Genomic DNA, 12,157 nt, shown 5'->3' with positions numbered 1-12,157 from the left:
ACCAGGACGACGCGAGAAGCCGACGTGGGTCCGGCTCATGGCCATGCGACGGCGCAAGACACTTGTCACCTGCCGGCCATGCCACGAAGCCATCCACGCCGGACGACCTACCACGCAACCCACGGCATAACCACTGGAGAGCCCGTTGCGGTTAACGCCGCCCGGCGGGTTCGGCGGGGGGCCGACGGAAAAGGACCCAACCAGGGCACCTCGCCGGCGGCCTACCCGACTCGGCGAGCGGCCGTGGGAAACGGGCCAGGGGTAACCCGGCACCGCGCCCACGGCCGACTCAGCTGGGCCTTCTGTTCGTCGGTGAGGCCGGCCCCCTTGGGCTTCTTGAACGGGATCGCGAGCGGGCCGGCCTGGGTTCCCAACCCTTCGTAACCGAGGTCGAACAGGACCCTGCGCGCCTCGTCGGCTGTCCACTCCTCGAGTACCGGCAGCGCGCCCGAGGCGCGCAGCGCGGTGGTGTCGTGCTCGCGGCCGGGGCGGACGTCGGAGACCCACAGCGGGAAGCCGTCGTCCGGGGCCGAGAGGACCTGGACGTTGCCGGCGTGGTTGTGGGCCTTCGCTGACCACCACAGGTCCACTCCCGTCGTCGGTCCGGGCATCGACAGCCGGTCGGTCTCGACCAGCGTCCCGTCGACGATCAGGTGGTCATAACCGGCCAGGCAGGCCCGGGACAGTGCGCGACGCAGGTCAGGGGCCTGAAAGGCCAGCACCGCGATGCCCTCGTGCAGATAGCGGTAGCCCACCGACCGAGCCACTCCATGATCGGTGAACAGCTGGCGGGTCCGGGTGCCGTCACAGAACCAGCGCAGCACCATCACCGCCTGCTCCAGCGGCGACAGCGTCCGCGTGCCCGCCCGGGTACCGCGGCGCTGGCGCTCCGCGACCAGCAGGCCCGCCAGACGCAAGACGGTGTGATCGCCGAAGGGCAGCTCGGCGCAGTATGTGAAACTCATCGACGACGCGGGACTCTCGGAGAAGTGATCTGTGGAAGGACTACTTCCTACCGAGACCCCGCGTCGCCTCGTCTCCAGCCCCGCACAGACCCCCAGCTCCCTCACAGCCTGCGACGGTCACCCAACGCAACGACCCGTTGCCGGGAATGGCTCAATGGCTTGAGAGGGTGGGTCCGTAGACTTCCGTGCGTCTATGAACGAACGAACGTGTACTCGCCACCGAGGTCCAACCACCGTTCACCCATTGTCGCGCTGTTCGACCGTTGACCAGTCGTCCGCTCGCGAGCGCCCGCGGCGGGTTGCGAACCGACGGCGCACCCGCGGAAGCGCTCGCGCCCATAAACCGAAGAACACGACGACGAACCCGCGCGACTCCTGCCTACGTCGAGACCGACGTCAACTGAGACCAAGCACCCGGGCGACGTGGCCGAGCCCGTGAAGTTGCTCGGTCGGACTCCCAGCCACCGGTTGCAAAAGCACCTGGTCAGCGCCGCCGCTCCGGTGATCTTGGATTCTGGAGGCGACGTCCTCTGCGGTTCCCCAGACGACAAGCGCGTCCACGAGACAGTCCGATCCGCCGTGAATGATGTCGGATTCGTCAAAGCCGAGGGAACGCATCGACGCCTGGTAGTTCGGCTGTCCTAGATACCAATGAAGGTGCTCTCGTGCCGCCGCTCGGGCGACAGACGGTTCAGTAGACAGGACGAATCCTTGCTCGACGACGAGCAGTGGTTCGGGACCGAGGACGGCCCTGGCGTGGGCAGTGTGTTCGGGCGTCACGAGGTACGTGTGGGCGCCGTCGGCCTTCTCGGCCGCCAGCGCGAGCATCTTGTCGCGCAGCGCCGCGATCACTATTGGGGTGGGAGACACAGGCTTCGGCCCGTGGTAATCGACGGCGGCCAGCGTGGTCAGGTAGTTCTTCATCGTGGACAACGGCGTCGTGTAGGCCGCCCCGCGGGCTTCGGTAAGGACACGATGGCTGACACCCAGGCCGAGCACGAATCGACTGTCGTACGCCTCGGCCAGCGCCTCTGCTCCGTTGTGGGTCGCGATCGCGTCGCGGGCCCATACGCTGGCGATTCCCGTACCGACGACGAGGCGCTCCGTGGCACTCAGGAGAAGTCCTGCGTGCACGAGTACCTCTTTCATGTAGGGGTTCTCCCCTATCCACAGCGCGGAATAGCCCAGCCGCTCGACCTCACGGGCGTACGTTCGCTCGAGTTCTGCGGGCCACTCGCCCAGGGCCGCGTTCCACACACCCACTGCCGAGTTGTGCGCGCGCCATGCATCTACGTGTTCAACAAGCATGTCGTGGTCCGTTCACAGCTAGTGCCCATCACATCGAAGAGATGTGACCGACAGCGTGGCGATCGCCCTACGGCACGGGCAGGCGGCGACGAGCTCAGCCCAAGCGGGACGCAGGCCAGTCGCGCGTGGCAGACCTCCACGGCGGCCAATGGTCGCTCGGCTCCGGGCGACCCACGGAGAGGTGAGTGAAGCAGTCCTGGCATTTCGTGACCATTCGCGGTCCGAGGTAGTTGGCCACCGGGTAACGGGCCACGTTCGTGCCGTGGCAAGACGGACACTCGACGTCGTCGACGGGCAGGCGCTTGACGTAGATGCGTTCTGCGTCAGGACGGGGGAAAAGTAGACGGTCGATCGCCACGATGCTGCTCCTAGAGAGACCACGTGAGAGGGTGCGCGACGGGTACTGTCCATCCGTCGTCGTCGCGCCCTGCTCGCAGTTCCGCCCGCAGATCGTCGGTGGCCCGGACGTCGAGGCGCCCGCCGTCGATGACCACACCGAAGGCAATGCGGACGAAGGCTTCGGAGTAGAGCTGGTTGGCCACGTCGCTCTGGACCCGTTCGATGTCTCGCGACAGCGGGTCGCCCCAGCCTCCTCCGCCTCCGATCACGAGCCGAAGCGCGTCTCCGGGTTTGAGCGCCAGGCCCGAGATCTTGGCTGTGGTGAATCGGGTTCCGAGGCAGAAGTCTCCTCGCTCCGGATCGGGAACGCCATTCGAGTCGAACACGCCGAACAGCGGTTCGGCCCCTGCCAAATTGAGCGGGTCGTGGTGCATCGACGGGTTGAAATCCCGAATGTACCACCCGTACACCGGCATTCCCCTCCCCCCACCGGCCGTGCCTGGCGCGCCTGCCCGCACGCGGTCGCTGGTGATCGCCACCACCGTCTCGGACTGCGTCGTCACTGTGTACACGGCGCCGAAGCCGCCGCGGAAACGACCGGCTCCCGCACTGTCCGGCATCATTTCGTGCTGAGTGACAATCAGCGGGGACTCGATCTCGGAATGCTCCTGCACCGACGTACGGCAGTTTCCCTGCGGCGGAACGCAGAAGGAGACGCCGTCGCTCTTCCACGTGCCGCCCCATCCTCCGCCGGCGAGGGCGAACCCGCCCCACGGATCGCCTTCGTGACCGCGGCGGGTGTCAATGCCACCCATGCTGACGACCAGCGATGTGCCCGAGTCGCACGCGATCGACCGTTGCTCCATGGCGTCGCCCAGCGCGCGCACCACCCCGTTCATCGTTCGTGAGCCGATGTCGGTGTGGTTCGAGCAACTCGACGGCGGCAAGACGCACACCACGCTTCCCGGCGGCAGCAGGACCTCGACAGGGCGCAGCGTGCCGCTGTTCACCGACGTGTGCGGATCAATCATCAACTTGACCGATTCGATGCAGCGGGTCGCTTCCGACCAGGCGGTTCCCACGTTGCCTAGAGGCTGCCGGCCGGTACCCGAATAGTCGATTTCCATCGAGTCGCCGCGCACCCGCACGGTGACGACGACAGGAACCCTCTCGTCGGTGACTCCGTCGTCGTCGAGGAAGTCTTCGACGCGGTAGTCCCCGTCGGGGATACCGGCGATCCCCCTTCGCATGCTGGCCTCGGTCTCCTCGATGGCGTAGAGACCGGCTGACCGGACATTGTCGAGCCCACTACGGTCGATCATGGCGTGCAGCTGCCGCTCGCCCACGACGAGACAGCCGTGAAGCGCGCGGAGATCGCCCAGCACCATCGACGGGACGCGGTTGTTCTCCAGAATGAAGTTGAACAACGGGCGGACCGGCACGTCGTTGGCGTAGAGCAACGTCGGAGCGAACTTGAGCTGCTCCTCGAAGGAGGTCTGGACCCCGTTTGCGAACCCGCCGGCGATGGGTCCTCCGAGATCGACGAGATGGGAGGTCGAATGCAGCAGGAACTCGACGCGGTCGTTCACGAAGACTGGCCGGAGAAGATTGACGTCCGACTGGTGGATCGTCCCTCGCCAAGGGTCGTTCACCAAGATTACGTCACCGGGCTGCAGCGTGTCGACGTCCCACTCGTCCATGACGAAATTGACGATGTGCTGCGACGTGAAGGCGTGCTGCATGCAGCCCTCCCACTGGGCGACCGTTTCCCAGGCGTCGCCGTTGCGCATGTGGATTCCGGTCGTGCAGTCTAGAATGTCCCGGCACACGGGCGAGAAAGCGCTGCGCATCAACGAGTCGTTCATCTCGCGTGCGACCTCGATGAGCCCGTACCGAAGGATGTCGAGCTCGAAGTCGGCTGACACGTCCCGGACCTCGGTTTCGTTTGCGGTAGTCACGCCCTCGTGCTCCTAGCGCTGGTATTCGAGAATGAGCAGGTTGGAATCGTCGATGTAGGCCCGGCGGCCTGGGAGTACGAGTGTCGAGGCGTACTTCTCCGAGACGAGCGCGGGACCGAGGACGATCACGTGAGGCCGCAGTCGTTCTCGTTTGTGTACGGGGACACACAAGGCGGTGGCAGATCCTGGCACCGTGAGATCGGCGGTCCTCAGCAGCGAGTCGCCCGAGTCGCCCACCGCGGTCGACGGCATCTTTCGTGCCCGAGGAATGACGGCAGTGACCTCGATGCTCGTCATGACGACGGGAATGTCCTCGGCCGAGAACCCGTAGGAGTCTTGGTAGAACCGGTGGAAGTCACGCACCAACGGGGGTATTTCATCGGAAGTGACGCTGGCCGTCGACAGCGGCATGCGATTGTCCCACGTCTGACCCTTGTACATGGCGAAGACAGCCCGGTCGAACGTCAGTTCCTCGACGCTCACGCCTTGGCTTTCGAGATCCTGGATGATGTCGGTCTCCAACGCCTTGAAAGCGTTCTCGATACTCGCGGCGTTCGCGGGTTCGAGGGACAACATCGGAGATGCCGCGCGAGTGACCCGAAGGTCGCTTCGCAACAGGCCCATGGCCGAGAACTGTCCCGGCGAGGAAGGAACGATCACCCGTTCCACACCGAGGATCTCCCCGACCTTGTCGGCGAGCATGGGTCCTGCCGAGCCGAACGGAAGCAACGCGAAGTTTCGGATGTCGAGACCTCGGTAGACCGAGATCGACCGGATCTTCGCGGCGATGTCCTCGCACGCGACCTGGTAGGCCGCTGCGGCCAGGTCGATGTCGGAAAGTCCCCACTGACGGCCGGTCCGGTCGAGCGCCTCCAACGCCGCGTCGACGTCGAGCCGGAGCGACCCGTTGGCGAACAGGTCCGGCTGAAGGATGCCGAGCGCTGCGCACGCGTCCGTGAGCGTCGGTTCGGTCCCGCCGCGGCCGTAGCAGACCGGACCTGGGTTCGACCCCGCCGAGCGAGGGCCTACAGACACCTTCCCCAGCGCGTCCTGGCCGATGATGCTCCCTGCTCCGGATCCGACGCTCCCGACGTCGACGAGCGGCATCGTCAGAGTGAGCCCCTGCTCGAGGGTCCACAGGTCAGTCAGCGGTGTCTTCGCTCCGACGATTGCCGCCACGTCGGTGCTGGTCCCGCCGACGTCCATCGTGAGGAGGTTCTCCGCTCCGCAGTCGTTCGCGAGGTGGGTGGTCGCACTCACTCCGCCTACGGGGCCTGACACAAGTTGAAACACAGGAGCCTCGCACGCCCCCTCGACGGTGGCCACTCCACCGTTCATCATCATGATCCATAAAGTTCCGGCGAACGACTCGGCGGCCAGAGCGACCTGGAGTCGATCCAGGTAGCCGCGTACCGCCGGGCCGACGTAGGCGTCGAGAGCCACCGTCGTGGTTCGCTCGTGTTCCTTCGTCACCGGATACAGGGCTGAGGTCTGGACGTAAGCGCCCGGCATGGTCTCGGCCACGATCTCCGCAGCACGTCGCTCGTGCATCGGGTTCACGTAGGAGTTCATGAAGCACACGGCCACCGACGTCACCCCTCGGCTCGCGAACGACCTGGCGGCGTCGCGGACCGCGTCTTCGTCCAGCGGGAGCAGGACCGAACCGTCAGAGGTGATGCGTTCGGGGATCCCGACGCGGTACTGGCGCTCGACGACAGGCCGTTGCTGGTGCGGTCGAAGCCACGTCGGGTCGTAGAAGTTCTCGCCGAAATCGCGGTTCATACGGCCGATGTCAAGCAGGTCGCGATGACCACGCGTCGCCAGCAGTCCAGTGGTCGCGCCAGCTCTGCTAAGCAGGGCGTTGATTCCCACCGTGTGGCCATGGACGATCTCCGCGACGTCCGCCACGGCGACGTCGATCGCGGTAAGCGCCTGCAGGACTCCGACTTCCTGTTCCTTCGTCGACAGCACCTTCCCGTCGCGGGTCTCGCCAGTGACGCGATTAAGCCCGATGACGTCGGTGAAGGTCCCCCCGACGTCAATGCCCACGATCCAGCCGTGAGCGGCACCCTTGTCACTCATGCTGGTCTCCTTCGGTAGTCGCAGTCCAGTTGCAGCCGACGAGCTGGGATCGGGTACACGGTCGCCGGGCGAACGGTCCGGTCCGTCTCACCGGCGTGCCCTCCGGTGGAGCACGGTGGAGACCGCTACCGCTGCCGCCAGGATGACGCCGTTCACCACGTCGGACCAGGAGAAAGGCACGCCGCCCGCGACCAGGCCTTGCCTGATCCACACGAGGACGACACCGCCGACGACGGCCCCCCACACGTGGAACCGGCCAGCCGAGAGCACCACGGTGGACAGGAACGCCGCCGCGAATGCCGGGATCAGGAAGTTGTTGGCGATGTCGGCGGTCGCGTGGACGAAACCCGCACGCGGGAGACCGGCCAAGTGGGCACGAGGTCGCCCGTCGAACTTCAGATCGCCGAAGTCCCGCCGCACGACGCCTGCCAGAATCTTGATCAACGTCGATTTGCCGGCGCCGTTCGGCCCGAGGAGGCCGACGAACTCGCCACTGCCCACGGTGACACTCACGTCGCGCAGAACGGTGGCGGGACCGTACTTCTTAGTGAAGTGCGCGATCTCCAGCAGCTTTCGGTCGCTCATCGCGCCTCCTCGAGCCGTTTCGATGGTCGGCTATCGCCAGTGCGAGGCGAACGTCTGTTCGAAGTCGACGAACGGGTACGAGGCGTCGAGGAACTCGCTGGCGTTCTCCACCGTCACCAGTGGAGCTGGAATGTCAGACGCGTCCCAGGTCTCGGCACCGATCTTGGTACGGACCAGGTTGTCCACGGCGGCCCACGGCCGAGAGATCGGCGCCGACATCTTAGTCTTCGCTACGGCCGAGCCACCTGAAAGCATCAGCTGATCATTACGCCACCGTCGGCGGTGACCACCGAGCCGGTCATGAAACTAGACTCGTCGGACGCGAGGAAGAGAGCCACCTGCGCCATTTCTTCAGGTCTTCCGAGGCGCCCGAGCGGCGACCCCTTGGAATATTTTTCCGTCCATTCAGAATCACCCAGGATGTGAGAGACGAGAGGTGTCTCTATCAGACCGGGGCACAGTACGTTCGTTCGGACTCCGGCCGGACCGTAACCGAGCGCAAGCGCCCTCGACAGGCCGACGATGCCGGCTTTGGACGCACAGTAGGCGTGGTTCGTCGTCCCGACGTGGGCACCCGCGAGAGCGGAAACGTTGATGATCGATCCGCCGCCCTGCTTGACCATGTGCGGCAGGACGTACTTGCTCATCAAGAAGACGCCCTTCAAATTGATCCCGAGAACCCGGTCGAACACCTCCTCGGTGATGTCACCGGTGAGACCGTCCTGGGTGTCGTCCCACTCCCCCGCACTCCTGAGCGCTACCCCGGCGTTGTTGTACAGCACGTCGATGCGTCCGAACGCGGCCACGATCCCGGCTATCGCTTCCCGGACACTCGTGGAACTGGACACGTCGCAAGCAAAGGGCTTGACATTCGGGGAACCGATCGCCGCGGCGGCGCGGAAAACTCGGTCGCCGTCAATGTCCAGCATGGCCACACTCGCGCCTTCGGCAGCGAACACCTCCGAAGCCGCCGCGCCTTGGCCCGACGCCGCGCCCGTAATGACGGCGACTTTGCCGTCGAGCCGGCCCGCCATCAGGAAGCTCCGGAGAGCTGAGCGTACGGGTTGGGAATGTCGCCGTACGCCCATACCGTGGTTTTGCCTCGGGTGTAGGTCTTCAGGACCTCCGGCCCGTTCTCCCGACCGTAGCCGCTGTGTTTGTAGCCGCCGTACGGAGAACTCGGATGGATCGCCCGGTAGGTGTTCACCCAGACTGTGCCTGCCTCCAGCCGCCGGGCCACGTAGTGGATGGTGGACGAGTCGTTTCCCCAGATCTGTGCGCTAAGTCCGAGGTCCAAGCCGTTGGCGCGGGAGACCACCTCGTCCACGTCGTCGTAGGTGAGCACCCCCACGACCGGACCGAAGATTTCCTCACGCGCGGCGACATTGCTGTCCATGAGGTCGGCGAGCACGGTCGGTTCGAAGAAGTGTCCGTGCTCGACGTCTGGGCGCCCGTGCGCTCGGTGGCCACCGGCCAGCCTCGTGGCGCCGGCGGCGGTGCCGCGGTTGACGAGGTCCTCGATGCGAGCAACTTGGGTCTCGCTGATGACTGCCCCCATGTCCGAGTCGGGAGAGAAGGGGTCGCCCGGCCGAAGGCGGCTGGCGGCGGCAGCCAACCGACCGGTCAACTCGTCAGCCAGCGGGCGCGGCACGAAGATCCTTGAGCCGGCCGCGCAGCTTTGGCCGCACTTGACGAAGTTGGAGTGCAGCAGGTGCGGCACTACTCGGTCGACGTCGACGTCGTCGAGCAGGATGACGGCGTTCTTGCCACCAAGCTCCAGGCAGAGCGGAATCGCGTTCACCGCAGAGCTGCGAATCACCGCCTTCGCCGCGCCGAGACCGCCTGTGAAGATTGCCATGCCGACGGCCGGGTGCCTCAGGAGCGCGTTCCCTGTCACCTGGCCGCGTCCGGTGATCACACTCACCACGCCTCGCGGGATCCCCGCATCGACGGCGAGTTCAGCCATCCGAAACGACGAGAGCGGGGCGAGCTCCGGAGCCTTGAGCACGAGGCAGTTCCCGGCGGCCAGGGCGGGCGCCGCCTTGATCCCGAACATGAGGATGTTGCCGTTGAAGCTGTTCACCCCCGCGACGACGCCGAATGGCTCCCTCGTCACGTGCGCGACGCGATCGGGGTGCGCGTCCACCGCGTCACCCTCGATCTTGTCGGCCACACCCGCGAAGTACCGCAGCCATTTCGCGGCGTTGGCCACGTCTGCGGCCGACTCTCGGTAGAGGTGGCCGACGTCGGTGGACTCGATCCGGGCCAGTTCATCCTGGTGTTCCATCAGGACGTCCGCCCAGCGAACGAGCAAGCGGGCGCGATCCAGCGGACTCGTGCCTCGCCACTGCCGACGGAAAGTGTTTTGAGCACCGCTGACCACCTGGTCGACAAGTCCTTCGTCCGCTTCCCGCGCCTCGGCGAACACCTTGCCGGTAGCAGGATTCTCGAGAGCCAGGTAGTCGCCGTGGCTGACGTAGGTCTCGGCGGCGCCGACAGCCTCGACACGATGCATCTGATCAAGCATTTGCAGCCCCTCCGACCTTGGTGGCGTGCGCGAGCTTCGCGAGCGAAGGCGCACGGTCTGACAGTGGAGTGAGGTCCCACATGATCGCTTTGGTACGAGTGAAGTAGTCCAGCGAGCTGACACCGCCCGTGGTCCCGTACCCGCTGCTCTTCCAACTCCCGATCGGGACCTCGGGAGACAGCCCGTCCGCCGTGTTGATCCAGATCGCGCCCGCCTCGAGCCTGTCCGAGACCGACTTGAGCGTTCGCACGTCGCGGCCCCAGACCTGCATCACCGCTCCGGACTGCGACGCGTTCGCTTGGGCGACGACCTGGTCCACATCGCCGAACGACGAGACCGTCAGAACAGGTCCGACCACCTCGTCGCGTCGCAGCGGGTTCGTCGGCGACGCGTCGACGACGACCGTCGGTGCGAAGTACGCGCCGTCGGGGAGGTCTGCCGGCGGTCGACCACCGGCAAGCACCCGTGCGCCGTCGGCCACTCCTGCCGCGAGCGCCGTCTCGAGGAGCTGACGACGCTGTCGCGACAGCAACGGGCCCATCAACGAGTCGGGGTCGGACGCTGGACCGACCTTGATTCGGTCCGCCAAGGCCACGGCACGGGCCACGAAGTCCTCGAACAGACTCTCGTGCACGTACACGTGGGCGACGCCGAACCACTCCTGCCCGGCGCGGGAGAACCGCGAGTGCAGCACAGCCGGCACGACGGTACTCAATGCGGCGTCGTCGAGCACCAGAGCCGCGTTCCTGGCGCCGAGACCCATCACCAGCGGCGTCACTTCCTTGACCGACCCTGCAATGACCTCTCGGCCAACGGGAGACCTGCCGGTGAACGCCAACAGACCTACGCCAGTGTGGGTCGACACGTACTCGCCGACCTGTGTCGAACCCGCGACCGCCGCGACCGGCTCCACGCCGGCCGCCTGCGCCAGCTCGGCCATCATCAGCGGGGCGAGCGGAGCCTCCGCGTGAGCCTTGAAGAGGTAGCCGCTGCCACTGGCGAGGGACAGGCTCGCCTGCCCCGCGAACAGGGCGAGAGCTCCGACTGCCGCGTTGACGCCGGCCACCACGTCGTACGGCTCGCGCGCGGTGTAGCCAAACTGGCCAGGGATGCCGCCGAAGACTCGACCGTCGACCTTGCCGACCAGTCCGGAGTAGTAGCGGATCCAGTCGACCGCGCGGTCGACCTCCAGCTCAGCCTCCGACCTCAACGCACCCGCCTCTGCGGCGAGCAATTCCGCCAGCCTGCCCCGCTCGCCGTCGAGCGCTGCCGCCCAGTCGAGCATCGCGCGCACCCGGGAGTGCGCCGGCCTCGACCGCCAGCGGGCAGCAGCCGCTGTCACGGCGCGAACCAGCGAGTCGACGTCGCCCGGCGAGCACTCGTCGACCCGAGCGACCACCTCGCCAGCGCAGTCCCGGACGTCGAAGCCGGCGTCTTCCGCACGACCGCCGGAACCGCCGTCTACCGGGATGCCCGGCCCAACCACCGATGCGACTAGCACTCGCGCTACCTCCGTCCGCGTGGCCGTCCGGCCCCTCGGGCACGTCCGGCGCCCCGCGTCGCAATACTCATATAATCGTCCTAATAGATATAGGTGTGTCAAGCGTCACCGCAAAATTGCTTGGCGCTCGGTCGGAAGCCGGTGCTGGCCAGCCGGCTTCGCACCGGCGTGGCCACGAGGGAGGTACTCGCAGCGCAGGTCAACCGCACCGACGGCGACCCGGAGTCGACACCCGCCAGCCGGGTGTCGCCGCGGCTGCGGGTTACCGCTGCTCGAACCCACCCGTCACGACATCGAGACGGCCACCACCGTCCCCGCCGCTCTCAGCCTGAGACGTTGGGCGCCACGCCACCGCACGAGTCAGCCGGCGTCGCTTTTAATAGTATGATTATGACAGATTTACTTGCCCGACGATCTCCGGCTCGACCACCGAGGTGACTCAGCCATGACGCCGTCCCCCATCGAGGTCAGCCTGGAAGAGGCGGCAGCACTGGTGAAGTCGGGTGATCACGTAGTCGTCGGGTGCCTAGCGGCCGAGCCAATCGGCCTCGTGAGAGCGGTGTGCGGGCGCGCGCACGAACTGCGCGACGTCACGATCACCGCTGGCGTCCTGCTCGACGGGTACCCGGTGCTCGACGCTCCTGAAGAGTCGTTCCGTTTCCGCACCTGGTTGATGCCTACCTCCTCGTCGCACCGCGTGGACCCATCCCGTGTCTCCTTCATGCCGTTCAGCTGGTCGCAGGCCGTCGACTGGCTCCGGCGTATCAAGATCGACGTGGCCATCGTGCAGGTCGCCCCCGGTCCGGACGGCAACTACTCCCTCGGAACCAGCGTGAGCTACGGCCGGGTCGCGGTTGACCACGCCGAAACGGTGATCGGCGTGGTCAACCCA

10 protein-coding genes and 1 pseudogene are annotated in these 12,157 nt (G+C 66.3%); 2 read left to right on the top strand and 9 right to left on the bottom strand.

Annotated features, from left to right (window positions below; translation table 11 throughout):
• Positions 1 to 130 (top strand): HNH endonuclease (locus QOZ89_RS47765; protein ID WP_491723686.1); only part of this gene is annotated, 130 nt, incomplete at its 5' end.
• Positions 131 to 296: 166 nt separating this feature from the next.
• On the opposite strand, the pseudogene QOZ89_RS34660 reads toward QOZ89_RS47765, so the two are convergent.
• The 9 genes and pseudogenes from QOZ89_RS34660 to QOZ89_RS34620 all read right to left on the bottom strand — a co-directional run.
• Positions 297 to 965, bottom strand: a pseudogene (locus tag QOZ89_RS34660) (transposase family protein); the annotation flags it as partial.
• 396 nt (positions 966 to 1,361) lie between these two features.
• Entirely contained in the window at positions 1,362 to 2,273 is a 912-nt protein-coding gene (locus tag QOZ89_RS34655; protein WP_071047169.1) for a TIGR03620 family F420-dependent LLM class oxidoreductase, read from the bottom strand.
• A gap of 368 nt (positions 2,274 to 2,641) precedes the next feature.
• Positions 2,642 to 4,570 (bottom strand): hydantoinase B/oxoprolinase family protein, encoded by a 1,929-nt coding sequence (locus QOZ89_RS34650; RefSeq protein ID WP_312627989.1) that lies wholly within the window; start codon positions 4,568 to 4,570, stop codon positions 2,642 to 2,644.
• Between the two features lie 12 nt (positions 4,571 to 4,582).
• Positions 4,583 to 6,652 carry a hydantoinase/oxoprolinase family protein gene (locus QOZ89_RS34645; RefSeq protein WP_071047173.1) on the bottom strand — a complete coding sequence of 690 codons (2,070 nt, stop codon included), beginning with the start codon at positions 6,650 to 6,652 and terminating at the stop codon, positions 4,583 to 4,585.
• Positions 6,653 to 6,739: 87 nt separating this feature from the next.
• Positions 6,740 to 7,237 (bottom strand): ATP-binding cassette domain-containing protein, encoded by a 498-nt coding sequence (locus tag QOZ89_RS34640; RefSeq protein WP_071047174.1) that lies wholly within the window; start codon positions 7,235 to 7,237, stop codon positions 6,740 to 6,742.
• A 30-nt stretch (positions 7,238 to 7,267) separates the two neighbouring features.
• A complete protein-coding gene (locus tag QOZ89_RS34635; RefSeq protein ID WP_071047176.1) occupies positions 7,268 to 7,456 on the bottom strand; it encodes a hypothetical protein in 189 nt (62 codons plus the stop codon).
• 35 nt (positions 7,457 to 7,491) lie between these two features.
• Positions 7,492 to 8,271, bottom strand: a complete 780-nt coding sequence (locus QOZ89_RS34630) for an SDR family NAD(P)-dependent oxidoreductase (RefSeq protein ID WP_071047178.1) — start codon at positions 8,269 to 8,271, stop codon at positions 7,492 to 7,494.
• Entirely contained in the window at positions 8,271 to 9,752 is a 1,482-nt protein-coding gene (locus tag QOZ89_RS34625; RefSeq protein WP_312627981.1) for an aldehyde dehydrogenase family protein, read from the bottom strand. The genes QOZ89_RS34630 and QOZ89_RS34625 overlap by 1 nt, the downstream gene beginning before the upstream one ends.
• A gap of 4 nt (positions 9,753 to 9,756) precedes the next feature.
• On the bottom strand, positions 9,757 to 11,265 hold the full coding sequence (locus QOZ89_RS34620) for an aldehyde dehydrogenase family protein (protein WP_157910436.1): 1,509 nt from the start codon (positions 11,263 to 11,265) through the stop codon (positions 9,757 to 9,759).
• 445 nt (positions 11,266 to 11,710) lie between these two features.
• Here QOZ89_RS34620 and QOZ89_RS34615 point away from each other — a divergent pair.
• The coding region (locus tag QOZ89_RS34615) for a sugar phosphate isomerase family (RefSeq protein WP_491723685.1) at positions 11,711 to 12,157 on the top strand (447 nt) is incomplete at its 3' end.

Origin of the sequence: Pseudofrankia coriaricola (genome assembly GCF_032027725.1) — a bacterium.
Classification (GTDB): Bacteria; Actinomycetota; Actinomycetes; order Frankiales; family Frankiaceae; genus Pseudofrankia.
The sequence above is the reverse complement of the archived record's forward strand: the minus strand, read 5'-3'. Positions and strand labels throughout refer to the sequence as shown.

Coding starts and splice junctions, on each gene's coding strand:
- QOZ89_RS34640 (WP_071047174.1), bottom strand. CDS start 7,237: ATGAGCGACCGAAAGCTGCTGGAGATCGCGCACTTCACTAAGAAGTAC.
- QOZ89_RS34625 (WP_312627981.1), bottom strand. CDS start 9,752: ATGCATCGTGTCGAGGCTGTCGGCGCCGCCGAGACCTACGTCAGCCAC.
- QOZ89_RS34645 (WP_071047173.1), bottom strand. CDS start 6,652: ATGAGTGACAAGGGTGCCGCTCACGGCTGGATCGTGGGCATTGACGTC.
- QOZ89_RS34635 (WP_071047176.1), bottom strand. CDS start 7,456: ATGTCGGCGCCGATCTCTCGGCCGTGGGCCGCCGTGGACAACCTGGTC.
- QOZ89_RS34655 (WP_071047169.1), bottom strand. CDS start 2,273: ATGCTTGTTGAACACGTAGATGCATGGCGCGCGCACAACTCGGCAGTG.
- QOZ89_RS34630 (WP_071047178.1), bottom strand. CDS start 8,271: ATGGCGGGCCGGCTCGACGGCAAAGTCGCCGTCATTACGGGCGCGGCG.